The organism is Flagellimonas onchidii (genome assembly GCF_004804315.1).
Taxonomy (GTDB): Bacteria; Bacteroidota; Bacteroidia; order Flavobacteriales; family Flavobacteriaceae; genus Flagellimonas; species Flagellimonas onchidii.
The window spans coordinates 140,187-164,526 of the sequence record NZ_SRXX01000010.1; the positions used below are offsets into that span (position 1 = coordinate 140,187).

At 39.8% G+C, this 24,340-nt stretch carries 21 protein-coding genes; 6 read left to right on the plus strand and 15 right to left on the minus strand.

Going from position 1 to position 24,340, the window contains the following annotated elements:
* The 5 genes from E4661_RS12065 to E4661_RS12085 all read right to left on the minus strand — a co-directional run bounded on the left by E4661_RS12065 (window position 1) and on the right by E4661_RS12085 (window position 3,824).
* A complete protein-coding gene (locus tag E4661_RS12065; protein WP_136467703.1) occupies window positions 1-474 on the minus strand; it encodes a hypothetical protein in 474 nt (157 codons plus the stop codon).
* Between the two features lie 39 nt (window positions 475-513).
* The gene (locus E4661_RS12070) at window positions 514-1,005 is read right to left on the minus strand and encodes an energy transducer TonB (protein WP_136467705.1); all 492 of its coding nucleotides are present in this window, start codon (window positions 1,003-1,005) and stop codon (window positions 514-516) included.
* A gap of 82 nt (window positions 1,006-1,087) precedes the next feature.
* Window positions 1,088-2,044 (minus strand): M56 family metallopeptidase, encoded by a 957-nt coding sequence (locus E4661_RS12075; RefSeq protein WP_136467707.1) that lies wholly within the window; start codon window positions 2,042-2,044, stop codon window positions 1,088-1,090.
* Window positions 2,041-2,403, minus strand: a complete 363-nt coding sequence (locus E4661_RS12080) for a BlaI/MecI/CopY family transcriptional regulator (protein ID WP_136467708.1) — start codon at window positions 2,401-2,403, stop codon at window positions 2,041-2,043. Before E4661_RS12080 ends, E4661_RS12075 begins: the two co-directional genes overlap by 4 nt.
* Before the next feature lie 5 nt (window positions 2,404-2,408).
* Window positions 2,409-3,824 (minus strand): TlpA family protein disulfide reductase, encoded by a 1,416-nt coding sequence (locus tag E4661_RS12085; protein ID WP_136467709.1) that lies wholly within the window; start codon window positions 3,822-3,824, stop codon window positions 2,409-2,411.
* 114 nt (window positions 3,825-3,938) lie between these two features.
* Here E4661_RS12085 and E4661_RS12090 point away from each other — a divergent pair, with 114 nt between their 5' ends.
* Window positions 3,939-4,448: a DUF456 domain-containing protein gene (locus E4661_RS12090; protein WP_136467710.1), complete on the plus strand. Its 510-nt coding sequence runs from the start codon at window positions 3,939-3,941 to the stop codon at window positions 4,446-4,448.
* Here E4661_RS12090 and E4661_RS12095 read toward each other — a convergent pair.
* Window positions 4,440-4,994: a nitroreductase family protein gene (locus tag E4661_RS12095; RefSeq protein WP_136467711.1), complete on the minus strand. Its 555-nt coding sequence runs from the start codon at window positions 4,992-4,994 to the stop codon at window positions 4,440-4,442. The genes E4661_RS12090 and E4661_RS12095 overlap by 9 nt on opposite strands.
* A gap of 38 nt (window positions 4,995-5,032) precedes the next feature.
* Window positions 5,033-5,920, minus strand: coding sequence for a LysR substrate-binding domain-containing protein (locus E4661_RS12100; RefSeq protein WP_136467712.1), 888 nt, complete (start codon window positions 5,918-5,920; stop codon window positions 5,033-5,035).
* A 78-nt stretch (window positions 5,921-5,998) separates the two neighbouring features.
* Here E4661_RS12100 and hutH point away from each other — a divergent pair, with 78 nt between their 5' ends.
* The 5 genes from hutH to hutG all read left to right on the plus strand — a co-directional run bounded on the left by hutH (window position 5,999) and on the right by hutG (window position 12,537).
* Entirely contained in the window at window positions 5,999-7,576 is a 1,578-nt protein-coding gene (hutH, locus tag E4661_RS12105; protein ID WP_136467713.1) for a histidine ammonia-lyase, read from the plus strand.
* Between the two features lie 7 nt (window positions 7,577-7,583).
* Entirely contained in the window at window positions 7,584-8,819 is a 1,236-nt protein-coding gene (hutI, locus tag E4661_RS12110; RefSeq protein WP_136467714.1) for an imidazolonepropionase, read from the plus strand.
* A gap of 1 nt (window position 8,820) precedes the next feature.
* Window positions 8,821-10,842: a urocanate hydratase gene (locus tag E4661_RS12115; protein ID WP_136467715.1), complete on the plus strand. Its 2,022-nt coding sequence runs from the start codon at window positions 8,821-8,823 to the stop codon at window positions 10,840-10,842.
* Window positions 10,843-10,928: 86 nt separating this feature from the next.
* The gene (locus E4661_RS12120; RefSeq protein WP_136467716.1) at window positions 10,929-11,465 is read left to right on the plus strand and encodes a hypothetical protein; all 537 of its coding nucleotides are present in this window, start codon (window positions 10,929-10,931) and stop codon (window positions 11,463-11,465) included.
* 100 nt (window positions 11,466-11,565) lie between these two features.
* Window positions 11,566-12,537, plus strand: a complete 972-nt coding sequence (hutG, locus tag E4661_RS12125; RefSeq protein WP_136467717.1) for a formimidoylglutamase — start codon at window positions 11,566-11,568, stop codon at window positions 12,535-12,537.
* Between the two features lie 265 nt (window positions 12,538-12,802).
* Here hutG and E4661_RS12130 read toward each other — a convergent pair whose 3' ends face one another.
* From E4661_RS12130 to E4661_RS12165, 8 genes are all read right to left on the minus strand, one after another.
* Window positions 12,803-13,195, minus strand: coding sequence for a LexA family protein (locus E4661_RS12130; protein ID WP_136467718.1), 393 nt, complete (start codon window positions 13,193-13,195; stop codon window positions 12,803-12,805).
* Window positions 13,196-13,247: 52 nt separating this feature from the next.
* The gene (locus tag E4661_RS12135) at window positions 13,248-14,504 is read right to left on the minus strand and encodes a Y-family DNA polymerase (RefSeq protein ID WP_136467719.1); all 1,257 of its coding nucleotides are present in this window, start codon (window positions 14,502-14,504) and stop codon (window positions 13,248-13,250) included.
* 83 nt (window positions 14,505-14,587) lie between these two features.
* Complete coding sequence (locus E4661_RS12140; RefSeq protein ID WP_136467720.1) at window positions 14,588-15,952, minus strand: aldehyde dehydrogenase; 1,365 nt, start codon at window positions 15,950-15,952, stop codon at window positions 14,588-14,590.
* An 83-nt stretch (window positions 15,953-16,035) separates the two neighbouring features.
* A complete protein-coding gene (locus E4661_RS12145; RefSeq protein WP_136467721.1) occupies window positions 16,036-16,968 on the minus strand; it encodes a PKD domain-containing protein in 933 nt (310 codons plus the stop codon).
* 15 nt (window positions 16,969-16,983) lie between these two features.
* The gene (locus E4661_RS12150) at window positions 16,984-18,453 is read right to left on the minus strand and encodes a SusD/RagB family nutrient-binding outer membrane lipoprotein (protein WP_136467722.1); all 1,470 of its coding nucleotides are present in this window, start codon (window positions 18,451-18,453) and stop codon (window positions 16,984-16,986) included.
* A gap of 11 nt (window positions 18,454-18,464) precedes the next feature.
* Complete coding sequence (locus E4661_RS12155; RefSeq protein ID WP_136467723.1) at window positions 18,465-21,542, minus strand: SusC/RagA family TonB-linked outer membrane protein; 3,078 nt, start codon at window positions 21,540-21,542, stop codon at window positions 18,465-18,467.
* A 25-nt stretch (window positions 21,543-21,567) separates the two neighbouring features.
* Window positions 21,568-23,073, minus strand: coding sequence for a parallel beta-helix domain-containing protein (locus E4661_RS12160; RefSeq protein ID WP_136467724.1), 1,506 nt, complete (start codon window positions 23,071-23,073; stop codon window positions 21,568-21,570).
* Between the two features lie 14 nt (window positions 23,074-23,087).
* Window positions 23,088-24,302, minus strand: coding sequence for a cytochrome-c peroxidase (locus tag E4661_RS12165; RefSeq protein ID WP_240751470.1), 1,215 nt, complete (start codon window positions 24,300-24,302; stop codon window positions 23,088-23,090).
* Between the last annotated feature and the right edge of the window lie 38 nt (window positions 24,303-24,340).

The window sequence follows — 24,340 nt, forward strand, 5'->3', positions numbered from 1 at the left end:
TTAGTTCGTGTTTAGTATAAGGGGGAGTCTAAATCTAAGGCTTACAGGCATTCCCCTTTTAAGGGCTGGAGCCACTGTGAGGTCCGCCAATCTTTCGGAAATTTGCTCATTAAAATTGGCAATTTCATTTAAAATGACCTGTTTTTCTTCAATTTCCACAATTGAAATAAACCCATGTTCATCTACCTTAAAATCAATATAGAGCGTATCCTCCATATCGTTTTCCACTTCAAAGGAAAGACTATCCAACGTATCAGCAGCAATCTGCAACATTCTTGTTTGAAAACACTCTCTTTGAATTTCTTTGGGCGCAGTTTCATCACAACCTTCAAAAAGAGGATATTGGTCAACATCGTTCCAATCAATGGCCAAAAGTTCTTCGTTGACTCTATTTTTGGTCTGCTCTTCCTTTGAAGTGAACAGTTCACATGAAATGAGCAAACCCAAAAACGACAACAATATTAGCTTTCGCATACAGCCCCAAATATTTGGCTGAAATTACGATTTTTTACACTATTGTAACTTAAATGAGATTGGAATACTAAACGGAACTTCAACCGTCATACCTTTCTGTTTACCAGGTTGCATCCTAGGTAACTTGTCAATGATACGTTTGGCTTCATCTTCCAATAATTTATGTGGTCCGCGCATTCTAAAATTAGTAATCTCCCCTTCTTTAGAGATTGTAAATATTACATTCACCCTACCTTGAATCCCTTGCACCTGAGCTTCTTGCGGATATCTAAAGTTTTTTCGGATATGTGTTTGCATCATATCTTGAAAGCACCTTTTTTTATCCTCAGCGTTTTCGCAGCCCGGAAAAATTGGTGCTTCTTCAATTACGCCAAACGGAACTTTTACGTCCTGATCAACAATTCCTCCATTTGGAGCCGCTGTTTCTTCATTCAGGTTGAGACTACTTCCTGTTTGCTTGCGTACGGACACACTGAAAATTTCACCATCCTTCATAATAAGTTCTACCGAATTGCCAATTTTATCCTTCATATCTATTGTGGTGGAAATCTTTTTATTTGCCACTTCACTAAGCAATTTCTCTTGTCTTTGTTTCTCCTTAGTGGTTAAGTCATTAAGGTTCAACTTTAAAATCAATCCGATCTGTACCTAGACGAACCACCACGGTTTCATCCAAAGGAATAAGCTCAACAGCTTCCTCCACTATTTTATCTTCTTTCTCGCAAGAAGTATATGTAAGCATGCTTAACAGTATTGGCAATAGCAAAGCATACTTTAACTGATAAACTTTTTTTGATTTTTCTTTGGTCATCATAACTATCCGTTTTTTGATTAATGATTTTTTATAAAACTGGTTGACCAAACTGAAGTTTTGATTTTGGAATACTTCAGAAAGCAGCAACTCATACTGCTGTTTTTTATTTGATTTGGATGCCTGATCATCCGCAATAAATTCGTGGAGTTCCGAAATGCGCATCTGGTATAAATACACCAAGGGATTGAACCAAAACACAATGCGCATCAACTCAAAAAAAATAAGATCCACAGAATGCATTTGTCTTACGTGGACAAGTTCATGTGAAATGATACTTTCTTGTTTTTCTTCGGGAATGTCCGCTCCAAAAAACACGTTCCTAAAAAATGAAAAGGCCAATGAGCTTTGGGGGATGGTTATCTTGACAAAATCGGAATAGTATTGAATACTGCCTTTTTTTCTCAAGCGGTACAATCCCATTAATTTGACCATAAACCAAATGAGCATGATTGCAATCCCTGAAGCAAAAACTATATACTCCCAAGTGATGGTTCCCCAAAAAGAGTCAGCAGCTTCGGAGGCCGTAACAACTACTTCATCTAATTGTAAAAAGAATGTCTGGAACGCAGCTAAGCTATTAGGAACAGTAGTTTTTAATGCCTCTATTTTTATCCATGGAAGAATCATTGAGAGTACAAACGTGGCCAAAAGGTAAAATCGGTTCCATTGAAAAAAAGTTTCCTTCTTCAGAAACAGGTCATAGACCAGTAAAAAAACCAATTGTATTGTGATACATTCCAATATATAGGTTATCATTTTTCTTCTTTTTTAATTTTTTGCATAATCTCTTCCAGTTCGCTTAAACTGATATCGTTCTTCTTCATAAAAAAGGAAACCATACTTTTAAAGGAGCCTTGAAAATAGCCGTCGACCAACTTTGATATGGACTGATTACTATACTCTTCCTTTTTCACCAAAGGAAAATACACATGCCCTTTCCCTACCTTTTCATGATTCACAAACCCTTTGTCTTCCAAAATCCTAATAATAGTTGATATGGTATTGTATGCCGGTTTGGGTTCGGGTAATTCTTTAAGTATGGCGGCAACGTTGGCTTTTTCCAATTGCCATAATAATTGCATTACCTCTTCCTCTGCTTTTGTCAATTGCTTCATAACAATTAGTTTTTCATATTAATTAATGTGATAAGGTCTTTTTTCAATGTGGGGTCAGATGGTCTTTTGGCATTATGGTGGATAATGTTGCCAAAATCATCTAAAAGGATATATCTAGGAATACTTTCGATACCCAGTAATTCTATAAATTCGGGATTGTTGTTTGTTTTCAACTGAACTCCTTTCACCTCATGCTTTCGTATAAAATCCTTCCATTTAGTAAAGGTGTCATCTTTATTTATACCGACAAACTTGATGTTTTCTTTGCCAAGATCCCTTGAAAGCTGGTTTAAATATGGAAATTCTGCAATACAAGGCTCACAAAATGACGCCCATATATCAATATAAACATAGTTGCCTTTAAAACTTTTCAATGAAGCTTCTTCACCATTTTCATCGATTAAAGAAACTTGCCTCAAAAACTTACTCCCCAAATTATTTTTTAAGGCTCCATACAGGGTAAAAAGTTCTTGTTTATAGTCATCATTTAATATGGCTTGATCAAATATTTTATGGAACTCATCTAATTCTTCAGTTTTTCCCATTCTCCATTTGGCTGCTACATAACCGACCTCATCTTTCACCTTCTGATTCGTAAAATAATTTGATATAAAACTCATTTTTTCCAAATGCAGATCACAATCTATACATTTGAGTATATCTCCATTTGTATCTAGATCTACCACGTTTTTCAAAAAATAATAGTCATTAATAGCCAGCGTGGGAGCAAAAAAAGGAACGTCCAGCCATTGGTTATCATTTATATTTAATAACTCAATCACATCTGGATAATCATTTGAGACTTTAAAGCTTTTATCATTTGTAGTCAACCTTCGTAGAACTTCAAAATTCATCAATCGGTGGGCTTTCTCAGCCAAAAAAACTTTTCTTTCCAATTCATTGAAAAAATCATTTTCAACCTCCTTTTTGGATAAAAAGCTTAGTAGAACGTTCTCAATCGAATCGTTTAGCCTTAAAAATTTTTTCTCTGTCAATTTTGGGTAATAGCTATAATGTGTCAAATGGAAAAGTTTTCCAACAAGAGCCTGTTTATCTGCCAAATACATATTCTCGGCGGCTCCCTTACCCTTAAATGAGATTCCTTGACTAGTTATCTTGAGCCACAAATCAAAATCTGGTTGTAGGTAAATATTATGTCTTGCATTGTTGTACTCCAAATAGTAATAACCTCTATCTACTTTATGAAGAGTGTCTAAGAAACTAAAATTGTCTCCTTCAACAACAATAGTAAAGTAGAGGTCATCTCTTTCTGAAACTTTTTGTTTTCTAACATGAATAGTATCTACTGATATATTTTCCACCGCTCCATTTAGTATTACATAAGATTCTTTGTCAACTCTACATGAGAGAACAACAATGAACATTATTAAGAAAGCAACAGCCGAATTCAAACATTTCATATCGCTAATATAACTAAATTTTTAGTTTAAACTAATTTTTTAGTTGAAAAATAATTGTTCACAACTAATTTTGTAACAAAACCCCTTTACATTTGTCTCATAAGAAATTAAACTATGGACATTGCACTTCTTATAATAGGGTTCTTGTTAATGCTTGTAGGTATCTTGGGCAGCTTTCTTCCAGTTTTGCCAGGTCCACCTATCAGTTGGGTCGGATTGCTGTTATTGTATATTACCAAAGCGGTACCAGATAATTGGTGGATTTTAGGAGGTACTTTGGTACTTGCCCTGGCAATTACGGTTTTGGACTATATTATTCCAGCTGCAGGAACCAAAAAATTTGGTGGAAGCAAAGCAGGGATGTGGGGAACCATTATTGGATTATTGGTGGCCATATTTTTTCCCATATTTGGTCCATTTGGAATCATTATATGGCCTTTTATAGGCGCTTTGGTTGGAGAGTTGATGAACAAAGCTGACCAGAAAACCGCTATGAAAGCCGCGTTTGGGTCATTTTTAGGTTTTTTGACAGGGACCTTTATGAAGTTTGTTCTTACTGCAGGCTACTTAATCTTCTTTATTATAGTAACCATAAAGTACGCAGCGGAGCTTTTCTCATTCTAACCATTCCACTTTATCTTCAATAGGCCTACGCGCTACTGAAGGAGGTTCTTCATCATAATATCCCATATAGAAAAAACCGAGGCATTTTTCGCCTTCCGGTAAATCCAAAAACTCATCCATATATTTTATGAGTCCGGGTGAGCTCCAATAACTGCCTATTCCCATTTCCGTAGCACATAACCACATGTTTTGGACAGCCATGGCGGTAGCGGCAACTTCCTCCCATTCCGGTAAGCTTTCATTGGGGTCCCTTTGCATACAAATTGCAATTACCGTTGCGGCCCGTTGAGGATTATCCTGAAGTTTTTTAATCTTTACCTGTTTGGGTTTTGGGTCAACTTCTTGGTATTTTTTGGAGAGAAACTCACCTAACGCTTCTTTTTTTCCATTCATAAAAACCTTAAAGCGCCAAGGCTCCGTTTTTTTATGGTTCGGGGCCCAATTCGCGGCTTCCAAGATTTTTTCGATAGCTTCCTTCTCAATGGGTTTGTTGTTGTATTGAGCAGGAAAAATGCTCCTTCTATTTTTGATTAAATCAAATATCATGGTCCATTTTATTTCGAGCAAAGTTAGGTATTGTCTTCTTATCCCTTCAAAAGCAAATCAATACAGTTCTGCAATGCTGGATTCCGATTGTCCTCTTTCCAAACCATGGATAAAATAGCCCGCTGTTTTATTTTCTTAAGTTCGATAAATTTCACCTCCATTTGAAATCCATATTGCAAGGCTGTTGGCACAATGGCAATACCCAATTTATTCTCCACAAGTTTAAAAATGGTTTGTGCATGTACGGATTTATGGGAAACATTGGGTGTGAAGCCTCCATCCTCACAAATGCTCATCACAGTATCAAAATACAAGGGGCTATAATCTTGGGAAAAGAGGACAAAATCGTCCTGTGAGACTTGACGGATTCCTCTAAAGTTTTTTTCATCCAAGGGATAGTCTTTTGGTAATACCAAGGAAAACGTATCTTCAAAAACAGGTTTGATCTTTAATCCCTTGGGGACTCTGGACAACCTTACAAATCCCAGGTCCAGTTTGTCTCGTAAAATAGCACTTACTTGAGCCTTGTTGGAGAGTTCATCCAAGCTAGTATGCACCAATGGATACTTCTTTTTCATGTCCAACAGAAGTTTTGGTACCACATTTTGCATAGCCGAACCCAAAAACCCAATTCTAATCTCACCCGAGTGTCCCTCTCCAATAAGTTTGAGTTGCTTCTTGGTTTGCTCCAAATGGTTCAAGATAAATTCGACTTCACCTTTTAAAAATTCCCCAGCGGGAGTCAAACTCACTTTCTTTTTATCCCTTACAAAAAGTTGAGTCTGCAAAATTTTTTCCATCTGCTTAATCTGCGTACTCAATCCTGGTTGCGAGATAAACAGTTTTTCAGCCGCTTTCCTATAATGTAATTCTTCGGCTACTGCCAAAAAATAAATGAAATGTCGCAACTCTATCTGATAATTCATAGTTATTAAATATTACAAAAATAAGTATTAGTAATTATCAATAATGTACAATACCTTTATATTTCTTAAATGAAGCTTATGCAGTTACCCAAAACATTTCATTTTGGCGAAGACCATCTAACGGCAAGTATCGCCATTGGTATCTCCGAAGGTGGGATAAAAAGTGTTTTATCCGATTCATGTTTGGAAAAAATCAAGGCCAGTCAAAACAGGGTTCAAAATATTGTTGAAAAAGGCGAAACCGTTTATGGAATCAATACAGGATTTGGCCCTTTGTGCAACACCAAAATTTCCAAAGAGGATACAAAAATCCTACAATCCAATATTTTACAGAGCCATAGTGTTGGCGTTGGCAAGCCCATTTCAGAAAAGCTGGCTAAACTAATGCTCATTTTAAAGATTCATGCCTTGGCAAAAGGTTATTCTGGAATAGCGGTGTCCACTATTGAACGTATGTTATGGCATGTTGAAAATGACGCCACCCCTGTGGTTCCTTCGCAAGGTTCCGTAGGAGCTTCAGGTGACCTTGCTCCGCTTTCCCATCTATTTTTACCACTTATTGGTTTGGGAAAGGTCCATTATAAAGGTGAAATCATTTCCGCTGAACAATTGTTTAAAAAAACCGGGCTCAAATCGCTGGAACTTGGTCCAAAAGAAGGTTTGGCCTTAATCAATGGCACCCAATTTATTGCTGCACACGGAGTTTTGGTGGTTCAAAAACTGCAACATTGTTTACGACAAGCCGATATTGTTGGGGCCATGATGTTGGAGGGACTGCAAGGCTCGATAAAACCATTTTTTGAAGAATTACATGCACTTCGTCCGTTTAAAGGGAATCAACATGTGGCTGGAAGAATTCGAACCCTGCTTCAAGGTTCAGAAATTTTGGAAGATCATATCGATTGCGAACGAGTGCAAGACCCATATTCGCTCCGATGTATTCCGCAGGTGCATGGAGCATCGCGAAATGCATGGCTGCACTTGAAAGAATTATTGGAAGTAGAGCTGAATTCGGTAACGGACAATCCCGTCATCATAAATGATGACTTAACCATTAGCGGAGGTAATTTCCATGGACAACCTTTAGCCATGGCTTTGGATTATGCTGCTCTAGCTGCATCGGAATTGGGCAATATTTCAGACCGAAGAATTTATTTGGCCCTTGAAGGTAACAGTCCCGGAGTTCCTAAATTGTTGATGGAAGACACCGGAATCAATTCGGGCTATATGATCTTGCAATATACCACAGCGGCATTGGCTAGCGAAAATAAAAGCTTGTGCTTTCCAGCAAGTGCGGATAGCATTCCCACCTCATTAGGCCAGGAAGATCATGTGAGCATGGGGTCCATCAGTGGTAGAAAAGCACTTCAGATTATTGAAAATGTTGAAAAAATATTGGCCATCGAGTTACTTACCGCCTCCCAAGCATTTGAATATAGAAAACCCCTAAAGTCGGGTGTGGTATTGGATGAAATCCATAAATTCATTCGAACCAAAGTCTCCTTTGCAGATAGTGATCGCGTTTTTGCAGACGATATTGAAAAGGGAATCGACATCATCCAACAGGGAGAAATCATCAGTTTGGTCGAAAGAACCATGAAAGACAAAAACCTTCAGTGGAATGCACCTCATCTAGCAGAATTTGAAACATATTAATTAATCCATGAACAAACCCATATTAATAGGCCCCTTTACCCAATTACTGCCAATGTCCGGCCTGCCTTTAAAGGGCGCACTTGCCGATGAGCAATTGCCCATTATTGAAAACGGTGGAATTGTGGTTTCCGAAGGAAAAATTCAGAAAATCGGTGTTTTTACTGATTTGAAGTCCGATGGTATCGATATCCATCATATTGAAGGAGAGCAAGTTTGTCTCCCCGGACTTGTCGATGCCCATACCCATATCTGTTTTGGTGGCACCCGCGCAAGGGATTATGCGATGCGCAATGCGGGAGTCTCTTACTTGGAAATTGCCAAAACCGGCGGAGGTATATGGGACACCGTAACCCAAACCCGGAAAGCTACTCGAGAAGAACTGGTAGAGGGAATTCTAGAACGAAGTCAAAAACACTTGCAAAATGGCATCACTACGATTGAGGTCAAAAGTGGTTATGGCCTATCCGTGGAACAAGAATTGAAAATGCTTCGGGCCATTAAACAGGCCAATGATAAAACTGAAGCTGATTTGGTGGCCACCTGCTTGGCCGCTCATATTAAACCCAAAGATTGGAGCGGTAACAACACATATTTGGAGGAAATGACCTCTACCTTGTTTCCCACAATCAAATCGGAAAACCTGACAACACGAGTAGATGCTTTTGTTGAGGAAAGTGCTTTTTCTCCGGAAGAAATTGCCCCATATTTTCAGAAAGCAAAAGAAATGGGCTTTGACATTACCGTTCATGCCGACCAATTTACTGCTGGAGGAAGTGAGGTAGCTGTACAATTTGGAGCTTTAAGTGCCGACCATTTAGAGGCAAGCACCGAAAAAGAAATCCAGCTCTTGGCAAAGAGTGATGTGATTTCCATGGCTTTGCCAGGAGCTTCAATGGGATTGGGATGTGCCTATACCCCGGCCCGTAAAATTTTGGATGCCGGTGGAGCATTGGCCATTGCCAGCGACCATAATCCAGGTTCTGCGCCTATGGGAGACCTGCTTACACAAGCGAGCATTTTGGGGACTTTTGAAAAGTTATCGAATGCTGAAGTATTATCCGGAATCACCTTTAGGGCAAGTGCTGCTTTAAAATTAGCGGATAAGGGAGTTTTGCAAACTGGAGCCCAAGCCGATTTTGTGACTTTCCTAACCAATAACTATCAAGAAATCACCTATCATCAAGGGCAGCTAAAACCCAATGCAGTTTGGAAAAATGGAAAGCAAATCTTTAAAAAAGATTGATATGACAACAACATTAACAGCATTTCAAGAAAGTATTCTACAGGGAATTCCTTCGGAATTACCTCCAGTCAAAACATATCCTGAAGGCGGAAATCCAGCTCCCAAACGCAAGGACATCTTATCTAATGAAGAGAAAAAACTGGCTGTTCAAAATGCACTACGCTATTTTCCAAAAGCCTGGCATCAAGAACTAGCGACAGAATTTGCCGAAGAGCTCAAGACCTATGGTAGAATCTACATGCATCGTTTTAAACCTGATTACCTGATGTATGCCCGTCCTATTGACGAGTATCCGGCAAAGTCAAAGCAGGCTGCGGCCATCATGTTGATGATTCAAAACAACTTAGACCCAGCTGTAGCACAGCACCCTGAAGAACTTATCACCTATGGCGGCAATGGAGCTGTTTTTCAGAATTGGGCTCAGTACTTATTGACCATGAAATATTTGGCTGAGATGACCGAACAACAGACCTTGCACATGTACTCAGGACATCCGATGGGACTATTTCCTTCTTCAAAAGAAGCACCAAGGGTTGTTGTAACCAATGGCATGATGATTCCCAACTACTCCCAACCTGATGATTGGGAAAAATTCAATGCACTTGGTGTTACCCAATACGGTCAGATGACCGCTGGTTCCTATATGTATATTGGCCCACAAGGTATTGTCCATGGAACAGCAATTACCGTAATGAATGCTTTCAGAAATGTATTGGACAAGGGTGATTCCCCAAAGGGGAAAATATTTTTGACGGCTGGATTGGGTGGAATGAGCGGGGCCCAACCCAAAGCTGGAAACATTGCCGAATGCATCACTGTTTGTGCCGAAGTGAATCCCGAAGCGGCTAAAAAAAGATACGAACAGGGTTGGGTGGATGAGTTATTGACGGATATATCCGACCTTGTCCAAAGAACAAAAGCTGCTATTGCCAAAAACGAAGTTGTTTCTTTAGCTTACATCGGAAATGTGGTAGAAATTTGGGAGCGATTCCTTGAGGAAGATGTTTTTATCCATTTGGGTTCCGACCAAACCTCCTTACATAATCCATGGGCTGGTGGGTATTATCCCGTTGGATTATCGTTTGAGGAATCCAATCTGATGATGGCTGAGAATCCATCAGAATTCAAGAAAAAAGTACAGGAATCGCTGCGACGACAAATTGATGCCATTAACAAACACACAGAAAAGGGTACTTATTTCTTCGATTATGGTAATGCCTTCTTGCTTGAAGTATCGCGAGCAGGTGGTGAGGTCATGGCTGAAAACGACATTGATTTTAAATACCCCTCATATGTACAGGATATTTTGGGGCCGATGTGTTTTGATTATGGTTTTGGTCCATTTAGATGGGTCTGCACCTCTGGAAATCCAAAGGATTTGCAAAAAACGGATGCCATCGCTTTGGAGATCATGAGGCAAATCAAAGCTGAAGCTCCCGAAGAAATCCAGCAGCAAATGCAGGACAATATTAAATGGATTGAGGAAGCTGAACAGAACAAATTGGTGGTCGGCTCACAAGCTCGGATTTTATATGCAGATGCTGAAGGTCGGGCCAAAATTGCAGATGCTTTCAATACTGCAATAGCTCAAGGTGAATTATCAGCTCCTGTAGTCTTGGGTAGAGACCACCACGACGTAAGTGGTACGGATTCTCCCTTTAGAGAGACCAGTAATATTTATGATGGCAGTAAGTTCACTGCTGATATGGCCATCCATAATGTGATTGGCGATAGTTTTAGAGGCGCAACCTGGGTTTCCATCCATAATGGTGGTGGTGTCGGCTGGGGCGAAGTGATGAATGGCGGATTTGGAATGGTACTCGATGGTTCTGAAGAAGCCTCAGTTCGATTGAAAAATATGCTTTTTTATGATGTGAACAATGGCATTTCCCGAAGAAGTTGGGCACGAAATGAAGAAGCCTTGTTTGCCATCAAAAGAGAAATGGAGCGAACTCCAAATCTTAAAGTAACTTTGCCAAATCTTGTGGAAACCAATATTTTGGACCATCTTTTTGATGCGTAATAAAACATTACAGTTAAACTAAGAAAGAAGATTTTGACAACAAGAAATTGAAGGAGAAATCAGAAATGGTGTAATAGGATTGTAATATGAAATCAGTCTATATTCTTTTTATTGTAACGGTATTTTCTTGCAGTAGCAAGCTGGTTAATAAACAAATAGAGGGTTCCATCAAACTTAAACGCGCCGATTTAATTGTTTTTAATTTCCCCGAAAAGGGAGTCATGAATTTGCGCCCTCCTCAATATCAAACTGATAAATACATAATAGAAGAAAAGCCAAGAAGTACTGACTTACCACCAGTATTAACTTATTTTTATTTCTTCATTAAAGAAAAGGATACTATGCGCTTAGAGTGTCGAAGATTAAGTTCTCATAGTGGTAATTACTATTTCGACAACATTTCTTTTCGGAAAGGCAATTACTATTTAGGTATTGATAATGATAAGAGACAAATAATTAAAGGCAAATACCTTTTTGAAAGTTTTCCAGAAATAAGAAATATAATGGTAGAGTATATTCCATACGGAAGCTTTGAAGGAAAAACTAAACAGATGGAGGATATTACATTCTCCTATTATCAAGTAAGTGAGGAAAATCTAATTCCAAAAAAAGAAAAGGAATAAAAATAAAGCTTACCAAAACAATTGTATGAACTTTGTGCGAATTCGTGTCGGAAATTTGTAGAAATTGAAAATCTTGTATTATCGTAGGTAATTGTGACCAATGAAACACTACAACAAACCCAAAAAGGACATTTGGCAAGGGCGAATCAGCAACAAGAGCCTTTATCTTCATGAAAAAGTGAAGTGCGTTCCCTTGGAAGAGATTCCAGAACCGCCAAAAAAATCAATTACCTTATTGGGGTATGCTTGTGATGAAGGTGTTAAACGAAACCAAGGAAGAATCGGGGCCGTTAAGGGTCCTGAAGTCATTAAAACCAGTTTTGGGAAATTACCCAATCATCTTCCCAGCCATGTACAATTGTATGATGCAGGTTCCATAACTTGCAAAAACACAGCCATGGAAGCGGCCCAAAATACACTTTCCGAAGCGGTGACCACACTTCTCAACAACAAACAATTTCCTATTATCTTGGGTGGAGGGCATGATATAGCCTATGGACATTATCATGGCATCAAGAATCATCTCGACTCAAAAAAAGAAGGGCAAACCATCGGAATTATCAATTTTGATGCACATTTTGATCTTCGGAAGAATGTTCCCAATAACAATTCGGGCACACCCTTCTATCAAATTGCAATGGAATGCCAAAACGAGAATTGCAATTTTAATTATCTCTGCTTGGGCATCCGAAAAGATGCCAATGATCGGTCACTTTTTCAAACTGCGAAAGATTTAAATGTCAATTTTATTCTATCGGATACTTTCCAAATCCAATTTTTGGATGAAATCAATACTTGGATCAATGCCTTTATCAAAACCGTTGATAAAGTTTATGTGACCATTGATTTGGATGGATTTTCTTCTGCCTACGCACCAGGGGTCAGTGCCCCCTCACCTATGGGGTTCACACCTCAAATTGTTTTGGAATGCCTAAAGATCATTATCAGTTCGGGAAAATTAATCAGTATGGATCTCGCCGAAATGAATCCCAAATACGATATTGATGGACAAACGGCAAAGCTGGCCGCTTCATTAATGCATCATGTAATGCACACTTTGTATAAGGCTTAGTCCCAACAAAAAAAGCCTTCCATATGGAAAGCCTTTCATTGGCGAACATCGTTTTCGATATTTCAACCTGATTCCAATCGTATAGATTGAAATCCAACACAACACGGCAAAGATAGCAAAGTTTTGGGTTAACGTTGATCTGATAGAACTTTTTTCATGTTTAGTTGATTTTTACAATTCACCGTTTATTGTCAAATCGAATACAATCAAGACCATTTTAAAAGACCTCTCGACTACGCTCGAGGTGATATTTCCCTGAATAATATTAAACGGCTTTAATCACGTAAGTAACTATTCCCCAAACCAATAGATTACTCCCTTCGGGCACCTCGATTGGCTTATATTTTTCATTTTCAGGGATAAGGGTGATTTTATTTCTTTCTATGCGAAGTCGTTTTACCGTGAATTCACCATCCAAAAAACAAACTGCTATTTTACCATTCTCCGCTTCCAGATTTCTATCGATAACCAATAAGTCACCATCATCAAGTCCGGCCCCAATCATAGATTTTCCACTCACTCTTGCGTAAAAGGTGGCCTCTTTGTTCCTGATTAAAGTTCGGTCAAGACTAATGCGCTTTTCCTTAAAATCTTCGGCAGAGGATGGGAAACCTGCAGAAACTGGGTTATTGGAAATAGGAACCCCTATATTTTCTATTTCATCTGGTGTAAAAAAGGTAAGCTTTTCTGTATCATTTGACTTTTTTTGCTCATTTTACAGTAATAATATCATTAATATCGGTAGTGTATCTTGGTGAAAGATGTTCCTGTCTCATTTTCCAGGTGCGTTTTAAATCTTGGTTGGCAATTTTAATCTTGTAACCGTATTTATTATTTACATTATCCATTACTTTCATAATATTATGGTGTTTCGGGTTTTCGGTCAAAAACAAATCCAATTGTCTTTGGTCGGTAGGAATCAGACCCGACACAATCACTCCAGCTCTTTTGTATTTGATGCCTGGTTTATAGATTGCACCCACTGCCTCTACTGCATGATTGGAAATTGTTAGGCTGGAATCTGTCGCATACGGCAATGTCACTATTGTGCTTGCTCTATGTTGGGGGTCATCTTTTTTATGCCTATTGCTTCGTAAAAAAACCACAATATGGTTACAGCTACTGTTTTGGGAGCGCAATTTTTCGGCACAACTACTTGCAAAAGTGGAAATACGCTCCTTAATGTTTTCGATATCGGAATATGTATATTCAAAACTTCGTGTGGTGGCAATGGTCTTCCGATCGCGGGCATCATCGTCCAAATCCAAAGTCGGGATTCCTTCCAAATCTTTCTTCAGTCGTAATCCAATGATTGCCATTTGCTTTTTCACCCACTCATCCGATAATTGGGTGAAATCGTAAGCAGTCTTTATGTTTCTGGACCGAAGTCTTTTTAAGTTCCCATGTCCAATTCCCCAAACAGTTTCAATTTTTGACCATTTCAATGCTTTTATACGACTTTCATCAGATTGTATAACGAATACGTCACCAGTTCTTGTCCTTAATTTTTTGGCTATCTTATTGGCAATCTTGGCCAGCGCCTTTGTTGGGGCCAAACCTATACTAATGGGTATTCCAGTACATCTCTGGATTGTTTTTTGAATCTCCCTCCCATAGGTATCAAAATCATAAGCATCAAAACCTTCAAATTTCAAAAAAGCTTCGTCAATGCTGTACACTTCCATGTCAGGAGTAAACGTGTTCAAAATATTCATTACCCTTGTACTCATATCTCCATATAAGGGATAATTGGAAGAAAATACTTTTATACCATTTTCCTCACAGAACCTTCGATACTTAAAGGCTGGTGCTGCCATAGGAAGTCCAAGTTTTTTGGTCTCATCGCTACGCGATATAAAACAGCCGTCATTATTAGACAAAATTGCCACAGGAACATTGTTGAACTGTGGCTGAAAAGCCCGTTCACAAGAGGCATAGAAGTTATTGCAATCGACCAAAGCAAACATATACTAAAATACATGTTTTTTTATTTGATCGTAGTGTTTTTAACCCTACAAAGACAAAGAAAATAACTACCAAAAACCTTCTTCTAAAAAAGATGTTTGACCCATTTCGCGATTCGCTCCGGTAATTTATACGGAGCATATCTCAATGGAGGGTCTATCCAATTTCCTCTTTTTACAATCGCTTTTTTGTGCGAAAACAAATCGAATGATGTTTTTCCATGATAGGCACCAATACCACTATGACCCGTTCCTCCGAAAGGAAGCTTTTTATTAGCTATCTGAATCACGGTATCATTGATTGCGCCTCCTCCAAAACCATACTTTGTAATGCATCTTTTTTGAAAGGCTTTTTTTCCTGAAAACACATATGCTGCCAAAGGTTTTTCATATCGTTTTATGACGGCATCAATATCAGATTCGTCCTTATAGGATAAAATTGGTAAAATAGGGCCAAAAATTTCACCTTGCATCAATGGACTATCCAAATCAGGTTCGTCCACCAAAGTAAGACCAAGGAAACAATCTTCATCCACTGTTTCTCCCCCATAAAGTACCTGTTGACCTTCTAAAAGCAATTTCATGCGACTGTAGTGTCGTTCACTTACAACCCTTGCCAAATCAGGTGATTGAGATTGCTTATCTCCATAAGAAGCGACTATTTTGTTCTTCAGGGCCTCAATCAATTTATTTTTGACCGCATGCTTTACCAAAACATAATCAGGAGCAATACAGGTTTGCCCCAGGTTTATGGACTTACCCCAAACAATCCGTTTGGCTGCAAGCGATATATTAGCCGTCTCATCCACTATGCATGGATTTTTTCCGCCCAACTCCAAAGTCACCGGGGTCAAATGTTTGGCTGCGCTTTCATATACAATTTTCCCTACTTGTGTACTTCCTGTAAAAAAGATATGATTCCATCGTTGGGCCAATAGCGCCTGCGATACCTCAACTCCACCCTGTACAACTGCCACATATTCATCATCAAACACTTTGTTAATGATTTTTTCAACGATTGCTGAAGTGTTTGGAGTAAGTTCCGAAGGTTTTACCACCATAGTGTTACCTGCAGCAATTGCTCCCACCATGGGAGCCAAAGTCAACTGAAAAGGGTAATTCCATGGAGCAATGACCAAAATTTGACCTAGCGGCTCACTATAGACATAATTTCTGGATGGAAAGTTGGCTAAATTCCCTGAAATCCTTTCTGGCCGAGCCCACATCTCCAGATTCTTAAGCATTGTATTGATTTCAGCCAGCACGAATTGCGTCTCTGCAATAAACGTTTCGAACCGCGGTTTTTTGAAATCAGCATAGATGGCCTCGGCAATCGCACCTTCCTGGTTTATAATTTCATCCCGCAACTGCTTTAGGGCTTTTTTTCTGAAAGAAACTTCTCTTGTCTTTTGGGTTGAAAAAAATGCCTTTTGCTTTTCTATGATCTCCATAAGTATATTCTTGCCCTTTATCCAATATGCAATTTATTTAATTTTTTTTCCGTAAGGTTTGTTCACATTATTGGATAATTCTTCTAGTTTGCTTCCAAGGTTAAATGAAAAAGCAATGTAGGAAAATTGGCCAAAGCAGGTTCCGTATGGATCTCCAAAGCAATTTTCATGATATCTGCAGTAAGTTCTTTTACTATCACCACTGTTTTAATGGTTCCTTCATCATCAAATGTTTCTTTTTCCTTGAACCCAAGATATTCATCCAACACCAAATATTTTTTATCGGTAAACTGTACCGGAACAACACCAGTACTGGTCAAGGCATTTATAGTAAAATCTCCTTCCCTAAGTTCCCACGTTGCATTTGTTTTTGAGGTATACAGCACATTGGCCAAGGGCACATTGGCCTGATCGAAGGAAACTGCTGCTATATTGGGTGCATGTTCTGGGGTAACGCTAGCAAACACGAGACTCATCAAACTTTGTCCATCCTTATTGTCAACCACGTAGGTCCCATCATGAATAAAAGTAAAAGTGTCTTCGTATGAAGCACCCAATCCCACAGCATCCAATAGGTTATCTATGGAAGGTATCAAAATTCCCAGATTATCTTCTATCAATCCGGCACCTTCTCCACCCACAAGTAATTTTTTGAGTCGCCATGGCTTTCCTTCGGGTCTTGCTGGACCGCCTGTCAACAAGATTAAATCAGATTCCTGGATGGTCACTTCCTTGGTTTCCGTGAAGGAGTCATTGGCACTTGTTACCGTAAGTGATACAGAATAAGTTCCAGCAGCGGCATAGGCATGTTTCGGATCTTCTTCCGAGCTTGAATTGCCATCACCAAAATCCCATTGAATGGTGTCGTTATTGGCTACTGTGCCATTGAAAATAACTTCGGCACCTTCTACCAAAAACTGGAAATCTGCTAAGGGGCTTGGAACAGTATCGTCATTTGAACAATTCAGCACAAATATCCCCAAAATCGTCAAACAAATTAGCTTTATATGTTTCATCTTCAATATTTTATATTAGTTTTTATCCCACCATACGGGAGTATCAATTGCATTGGCCCCTTGTCTTGCTATGGCTTCCTCAACATTGGTCTTATTGGAGCTCAGCTCAAAGGTGCTGTAAAGAAACCGTGTTGGAAGCACCCCATTGGTCACTCCCTTATCAAGATTATCAGCGGTCCGTTGTTCAATTTCAGGGTACCCTGTACGTCTAACATGCGACCATCCTTCAAAATAATCGGGGATTAAGGCCAGCCACATTTGGGTACCGATTTTCAACTCTCCGTCACCAGCACTCAAACTAGCTATTGGGGAAGCCAAAAATGTTGTAATCAAATCTGAGGAAATGTTCCATTGTTGCAGTGATGTTTCAATCCCTTTTCTATATAAGGTAGTTGCAGTTCCCAAATCATTATCATAGACCAAAGCAGCTTCAGCACGTAGCAACCATACTTCTGAAGCGGTCATAAGATAAAGTTCACTCTCTGGTAAAGAAAGTGAAATTCCTATGTCGGATTTATTGGCAAAATCGGAATTACCAAAGGCAACATCAGTAAGTCCGTTGGTCATACCACTAAATTGTCCATTTCCATCTGGTGTCACAAAAACTGGTAAACGAGGGTCATCGGTAGATTGAAGCTGATCAATCAACATTGTAGACATTTTAATCGAGGGAAAACCCGTTCGACTGATAAACCATGGATTCCCATTTCCCTCAGTCTGTACCATGGTCACATTATGTCCATTTTCTTCCATCAATGGTTCATTAAGGCATTGGGCTACAGTTTGTTCAGAGAATGAAATATCCACATACCTAAGGCGCATGGCCAAACGCAAACGAACACTATTGGCAAAGCGCGCCCATTTATCCATATCATTACCAAAGACAAAATCGCTTGGACCATATCCCCTTTCTGGATTTGCAGTTTTAAGCACCTTAATGCTATTCCCTAACCGGGCTATCAAATCTTTATAAATTTCGGATTGAGAATCGTATTTAGGAGTTATTATATCACCTGTTTTTCCTTTACCTCCTTCTGTATATGGAATATCTCCAAAAGCATCCGTAAGCTTGGCATAACCCAACACTGCGATTATTTGTGCAATGGCATGACGGACTTCATTTTCACGTTCTCCTTCCAAGGTAAGAAAAAGGGCTTCTTCGATATGTTTAATTGGTCCGCCGTACATTCCCGTGAACATTTGGTTGTACTGCAAATCAAAATTATCTCCGTATTGGTCCGGAAACCTTGCAGTGCTTCCAGCAACAAAATAATGCCCATAATGCCCGGCAAAACTTACTGCTGAAACACCTGAAGTGCCCAAGAAGAGTTCCCTGGTCGCTTTGGTGAACAGTGCTGCATCATCAATATCGGTTACAGCATTCGGATTGTCCCTTAAATCATCCAGTTGCTTATCACAAGATGTAAAAGCCACTATTATCGAGAATGCGACAAGACTTTTTATGATACTACTTTTATATTTCATGATAGGTGCTTTTAAAAGTTAACTTTAAGGTTAAGGCCCATGCTCCGGGTAGATGGCAATGATGAGTGTTCAAAGGCCGTTCCGGTTGAACCACTACTGTATCCTGATTCGGGATCGATATCTTCTGCTGCATTGTAAAAGAAGAGTAGGTTCCTTCCCACAGCAGAAATGCTGACCGACTGCAATGGTGTGCCCCTTAAGTGTTTCTTGGGAAAATTATACGTCAAGGTCACTTCCTTAAGCCTGACATTTGTGGCATCCAATATTTGATTGACAGCAATTTGATTGGAGAAAATATCCGTAAACTGTTTTAACATGGCCGTAGTGGCTGTTTCATTGACAAATCCCGTGTTCTCATTTATCCCATCTTCGACAATACCGGTTTCACGACCTTCCAAACTACGGGCGTCCGTACCAAAGAACATGCGATATGCCCTCCCATAGGAATAAAACTCTCCTCCCTTCTGAACACTAACAAGCGCATTAAGGGTAAGGTTTTTGTATCTAAAACTATTACTGATACCTCCGTACCAATCTGGATTAATGCTTCCCATTTTAATGCGTTCCCCTTTTTGGGCAAGGCCTTCGTTCGTAATCAATTTGCGTCCAAAATTGTCCCGGAGGAAATCATTGCCATAGAGGGTCCCAAATTCTTCTCCTGGCCTGGCTTCTACCGAAACCCCCTGCAAGTTATTGAGCACAATACTTTCCAATCCTTCATTTAATGATACTACCTTAGAGTTACTTTTTGTGAAGTTTGCGCTTAGATTCCAACTAAACGAATCGGAATCAAAAGGCACCAGTCCCAGCAACACCTCAACACCTTTGTTTTGAATTTCCCCAGCATTAACAACTTTAGAAGAAAAACCAGATGCTCCTGAGATGGGTACCGCCATAATCTGATCTTTCGTACTGGTTTGATAGTAGGTAGCATCCAAAGTGATACGATTGTTAAAAAACCCCAGCTCTGCTCCTACTTCCCAACTCTCTGAAATCTCAGGCCTTAAATCAAAGTTGGGAAGGCTTGATGGTATGGAGGCAACAGTATAGGGCAAGGTAACCGTCTGGTCTATGGTATAAACTGCCTGGGTACGATAGGGTGCCGTATCGTTCCCGACACGGGCAAAAGACCCCCTTAACTTACCTATATTAAGTACATTCCCCTCAATTCCCAATATTCTACTGAAAAGAACACTTAAGTTTTCGGAATGGTACCAATAGGAGTCATTATCCTTTGGCAATGCGGAGGAGTTATCGTTCCTCAGGGTTGCATCGAAGTAAATCATTCCCCCATAGCCTAATTGTGCAAGGCCATAAAATGAATAGATATCTTTTTCTGATCTTGACTCTCTACTAAAAGTATTCAAGTAATTGGAGATGTTGTAAAATTCAGGCACCTTACTACTGTTTCCCCAAACATTAATGTCTTTTCCAAATTCGCTTCTGTAATTGGAACCCAAACTGAACGAAAGATCTAAATTCTTAGCTCTAGGTGTATAGGTGGCCAATATATCCGAATTCCATATTCCAAAATTTCCTGAGCCATGGGAATATTGCCCAAGTCCATTGGCAATGGCCTGAGCTCCCCTAGGGGCATGGGAAACATTGTCGTAGGTTTGATAGTCCAATCCTGTTTTGGCAGTAACATTGATTTTTGGAGTCGCTTTCCAGTTCAATCCCAAGTGACCCTGGAAACGATCTCTTACATCAGTGTTCTTTACATTATTTTTGGCCCAATATGGGTTGTTGAACGTATTGTCCAGGTTCCATTTAATTTCCTCACCATTGGCATTTATCGTATTGTTCCTCACATCTTCCAAACGGATGTCCCTCGGCATTAATGAAAGTTGTAGCGTTGTATTGGCAGAGCCTTCGGCCAATGAAGGGCGATTTCTCACTTTGGCATTTATATAGGTCACTTTCCCATCAATACTTAAATCCTTGGTAAGTTTACTTGTCCCACGTATATTGATGGTTTGTTTGGATAGGGTATTGTTGCTGATAATGCCCTGTGCACTTTCATTGGTCACAGCTATTCTAAACGACCCTTTTTCCGAAGCTCCCTCAAATGCTACGGTGTTGGCCATATTGTGGCCTGTGGAATAAAATTGCTTATATGGATTTCCTTGGGGTAAATAGGCATCAGTCTGTCCAAGCCAATTGGTATAGGATTGTCCTTCCATTCGAGGGCCCCAGCTCCAAGAAAAAGGATAATCAAGAACTGGACGGCCATCAGCATTGATAGGGGCAAATTGATCAAAAGCTCCAGTTCCATATTCGTTTTGTAAATCCGGTGTCAAAAAAACATCGGTCAAAGTAAAGGTTGAGTTGACAGAGATTCCGATACCCTTCTTTTGGGTTCCTGTTTTAGTCGTTATGAGGATTACCCCATTTATGCCCAATGATCCATATGCGGCGGCAGCTCCAGCACCTTTTAATACGCTGATAGACTCCACATCATCAGGATTGATGTCCGCAAGGGCATCCCCACTGTCAATACCTCCAGAAGATCCAGCTCCTCCAAACCCATTGTTGATAGGAATTCCATCAATGACCACTAAGGGACGATTGGAACCATTTATTGTGGTTACACCACGCAATAACACCCTACTCGACCCATCTACTCCAGTATTCGATTGTGTTATCTGCAAACCGGATACCTTACCGGATAACGAGTTCATAACATTATTTTCACGGGCCACATTCACCTGATCGGCCTGTACCTGAGAAATGGAATAACCAAGCGATTCCTTGTCCCGTTCAATGTTAAGAGCTGAGACCACTACTTCTTTCATTTGTACCAAATCTGGTTCCATGAAAACCGTTATGGGGTTTTGGTTTAAGATGGTCACTTCTTTGGTTTTGTACCCCACATAGGAAAATACAAGTATATCATTCAAATTGGCCACAATACTATAATTGCCATCAAAATCAGTACTTGTTCCATTTTGGGTGTTCTTGACCACAATGGTCACGCCCAATAAGGGTACGTTGGTGTTTTGCTCCATGACATTTCCAGTCATGGTGATTTGTGCTTTTACAAAAAGTGATGTGCCCAGCAGGGCAATCATTATTAATAATCGCTTCATATTATAGTTCAGTTTTAAAAGTTGGTTAATCTTCGTCCATGGCCAGAATGTATTCTGCCACAGCCATTTTTGCTTCGTCTGATAGGTAATCTTGCGGAGGCATTTCGGGATAATCCTTCCTAAGGTTTTTTGGATTATTGATATAGTCCACAATACCCTGTGGATTTCCATTATGGATGGCCTGCATAATCTTGGTTGGCACTCCTATTAATCGTGTATTCCATGCATGACATCCAGCACACACGCCATAATAGGTGAGCTCTCCCAATTCTTCTTGGGATACCGACCTTGGAGCTACCGGTTCCGGTAACATATAGGTACGCACATTTTTGGTGTCTGTTATTGTAGCAACTCCATAACCACCAAGACCAAAAGTTCGATATCGCTCTTTATTTCGAATAGTACTTCCTACTCCGCCACCCACAGCTATTATGTCCGGCCCTTTGTTGGACAACTGAGTAAGCATAATTGCCTTAAGTTCACCTACAGGATTGTTTCCATTATTCTGCATAAAATTGTCCAGAATGATCACCCGATCAGGGTTAGGTTCCGAATTAGGGTCGTTGGATAGGTTAGCGCCTTGGGCCAAATCTACGATAGTGATTCCCGAGTTGTCATTTCCTGTAATGATGTTATTTTCCACGATAACATCATCTGCGGCCATAATAAGAATTCCTGTACCAGCTGGAATACCAGCTACAATGGAGCCCGGGGCTCCAAAGTTTTCGTGGTTGTTGTTTACCACAAAATTGTTTCGGATAATGACATCAAAAGTGGTTTTAATAGGCAGGCCTGGGGTCACAAAAGCCAAGATTCCCCCAGTATTGTTATGGGCATAGTTACTTTCTACCAGACAATGGCGTGAGTTTTCTATTTCTATTCCGGCCACATTATCAAATACTTCATTGTGCTTTACATCTACATTATCACACATGCCCACATAAATGGCGGCATCTTCAATTTCACTTAAAATGTTACCTTCGACAAGGCCGTTTTTCCCATATTGCGGAAATATCCCGTACACCCCGGTATCAATAATCCAGTTATTGCGTAGGACAAAATTATTCCCGGCTTGCCCCATAATCCCATTCCCCTTGTATTCGATAATCTTGAAGTTCTCAATCAGAATATTATTTCCAGAATACAAAAAGGCATCGTTCAATTCTTTTTTTCCATCCAACGTGGGCCATTCTCCTTCTTTAATGATTCCCTGAAGGGCTATATCATCCTTGTCGATATACACGGTCTCCGTATAAACGCCCGGATACACCCTTATCAAATCTCCCGGATTTGCTTCTTTCACAGCTTCTTGAATAGATTCCCCATCCCTAACCTCAAGGATATTCCCGTCATAGGTGTTGAGGTTGACTGTTTGGGTGCTATCGCTGCTCATTTGAGCTCCACTATACCTCAACCCAGTCGGCAAGGGAGCTGTGGTGTCTGAACTTCCACCGAAAAATGTTTTTCCCAGAAAGATGCCCGCTATCAACAAGATTAAGGCCACAATTATTTTTGATACAACTTTCTTCATTATATATGTTTTGGTTAACTATTTGTTTTATGCTTTGTTGATGGCAATGTTTTTGGTATTCGCGGCATAAAGGATTCATCTGTAAGGGTGTGTAGAAAATCTACCAAGCGATTCAATTCTTTATCAGTTAATTGAGGCTCCCAGATATGCCAATGAATAATCAAATCTTCATTTTCGGGAACCGCATGCCCCCTTCCACCAGTGTAAAAAGCAACAGTCTCTTTAAGGGTCTTGAATCTTCCTGAGTGCATATAAGGTGCTGTTTTGGCAATATTTCGTAGACTGGGCACCTTAAATCCTCCACGGAGGGTTTTATCTTTTGATGGGACTTCCGCTCCAGGGTCCAATGGCAATCCATCAGGTTCAGGACTTCCGATTACCGCTATTTGTTGATTGGTGAACAAGGGAGGGGTATGACATTCCGCACAGCGAGCCACAAAAGACCTGAAAATATTCAGTCCCTCTATTTCATTTTGATTCAACGCTTGGTGATATCCATGAGCATATTGGTCGTATTTACTGTTCAATGAAATCAATGAGGCTTCAAAAGCTGTCAAAGCCGTATAAATTTCATCAAGCTGAATTGAATCCTTGCTATTCTTATTTGGAAATGCTTGGGCAAACAGGGCACGATAATTCAAATTTTCATTCAAGGTTTTCAGAAGATTCTCAGGAGTATTTCCCATTTCTTCTTCGGAATACAAAGGACCTTGCATTTGTTTTTCCAAAGATTGGGCTCTGCCATCCCAGAAAAGCTGTTTCAAATAGCCCACATTCCATAAGGATGGTGCGCTTCTTTTCCCTTTTTTACCATGAATGCCAATGCTAGTAGCCATTCCATCACCAAACCCTTTGTTGGGTTGATGACAGGTAGCACAAGAAATACTGCCATCCCCGGAGAGTGAGGGGTCAAAAAAGAGATATCTGCCCAAATCTATTTGTTGAGGAGAAAAGCCTTCTCGAACGGGAGGTAATGCTGTTTTTAACCCTCCTACCCCTAAAGGGTTTTTGAGATTGTATTGCTTATATAGGTTTTGCGATATGCACTCATTGTTTTTGTTCTTTTTAAAACCAGGAGGACAGTTTGAGCTCAACTCATTTACCGTGATGTAAACTTCACTTTTAAATCCAGCCTCAAATCCGAATATTAGCCAACTTGATAGTACCACCAAAAAAACGGGTATCACCATCTTTGTCACAAGTGCACTTATTTTCCTTTTATAGGTCATTCCATCATTCTAATCTTGATAAAGATTCAATCAATGCA

What these genes read in the sequence shown, in the direction of transcription:
- E4661_RS12065 (WP_136467703.1), bottom strand. Translation starts at nt 474, where the DNA reads ATGCGAAAGCTAATATTGTTGTCGTTTTTGGGTTTGCTCATTTCATGT.
- E4661_RS12070 (WP_136467705.1), bottom strand. Translation starts at nt 1,005, where the DNA reads ATGAAGGATAAAATTGGCAATTCGGTAGAACTTATTATGAAGGATGGT.
- E4661_RS12075 (WP_136467707.1), bottom strand. Translation starts at nt 2,044, where the DNA reads ATGATAACCTATATATTGGAATGTATCACAATACAATTGGTTTTTTTA.
- E4661_RS12080 (WP_136467708.1), bottom strand. Translation starts at nt 2,403, where the DNA reads ATGAAGCAATTGACAAAAGCAGAGGAAGAGGTAATGCAATTATTATGG.
- E4661_RS12085 (WP_136467709.1), bottom strand. Translation starts at nt 3,824, where the DNA reads ATGAAATGTTTGAATTCGGCTGTTGCTTTCTTAATAATGTTCATTGTT.
- E4661_RS12090 (WP_136467710.1), top strand. Translation starts at nt 3,939, where the DNA reads ATGGACATTGCACTTCTTATAATAGGGTTCTTGTTAATGCTTGTAGGT.
- E4661_RS12095 (WP_136467711.1), bottom strand. Translation starts at nt 4,994, where the DNA reads ATGATATTTGATTTAATCAAAAATAGAAGGAGCATTTTTCCTGCTCAA.
- E4661_RS12100 (WP_136467712.1), bottom strand. Translation starts at nt 5,920, where the DNA reads ATGAATTATCAGATAGAGTTGCGACATTTCATTTATTTTTTGGCAGTA.
- hutH (WP_136467713.1), top strand. Translation starts at nt 5,999, where the DNA reads ATGCAGTTACCCAAAACATTTCATTTTGGCGAAGACCATCTAACGGCA.
- hutI (WP_136467714.1), top strand. Translation starts at nt 7,584, where the DNA reads ATGAACAAACCCATATTAATAGGCCCCTTTACCCAATTACTGCCAATG.
- E4661_RS12115 (WP_136467715.1), top strand. Translation starts at nt 8,821, where the DNA reads ATGACAACAACATTAACAGCATTTCAAGAAAGTATTCTACAGGGAATT.
- E4661_RS12120 (WP_136467716.1), top strand. Translation starts at nt 10,929, where the DNA reads ATGAAATCAGTCTATATTCTTTTTATTGTAACGGTATTTTCTTGCAGT.
- hutG (WP_136467717.1), top strand. Translation starts at nt 11,566, where the DNA reads ATGAAACACTACAACAAACCCAAAAAGGACATTTGGCAAGGGCGAATC.
- E4661_RS12135 (WP_136467719.1), bottom strand. Translation starts at nt 14,504, where the DNA reads ATGTTTGCTTTGGTCGATTGCAATAACTTCTATGCCTCTTGTGAACGG.
- E4661_RS12140 (WP_136467720.1), bottom strand. Translation starts at nt 15,952, where the DNA reads ATGGAGATCATAGAAAAGCAAAAGGCATTTTTTTCAACCCAAAAGACA.
- E4661_RS12145 (WP_136467721.1), bottom strand. Translation starts at nt 16,968, where the DNA reads ATGAAACATATAAAGCTAATTTGTTTGACGATTTTGGGGATATTTGTG.
- E4661_RS12150 (WP_136467722.1), bottom strand. Translation starts at nt 18,453, where the DNA reads ATGAAATATAAAAGTAGTATCATAAAAAGTCTTGTCGCATTCTCGATA.
- E4661_RS12155 (WP_136467723.1), bottom strand. Translation starts at nt 21,542, where the DNA reads ATGAAGCGATTATTAATAATGATTGCCCTGCTGGGCACATCACTTTTT.
- E4661_RS12160 (WP_136467724.1), bottom strand. Translation starts at nt 23,073, where the DNA reads ATGAAGAAAGTTGTATCAAAAATAATTGTGGCCTTAATCTTGTTGATA.
- E4661_RS12165 (WP_240751470.1), bottom strand. Translation starts at nt 24,302, where the DNA reads ATGACCTATAAAAGGAAAATAAGTGCACTTGTGACAAAGATGGTGATA.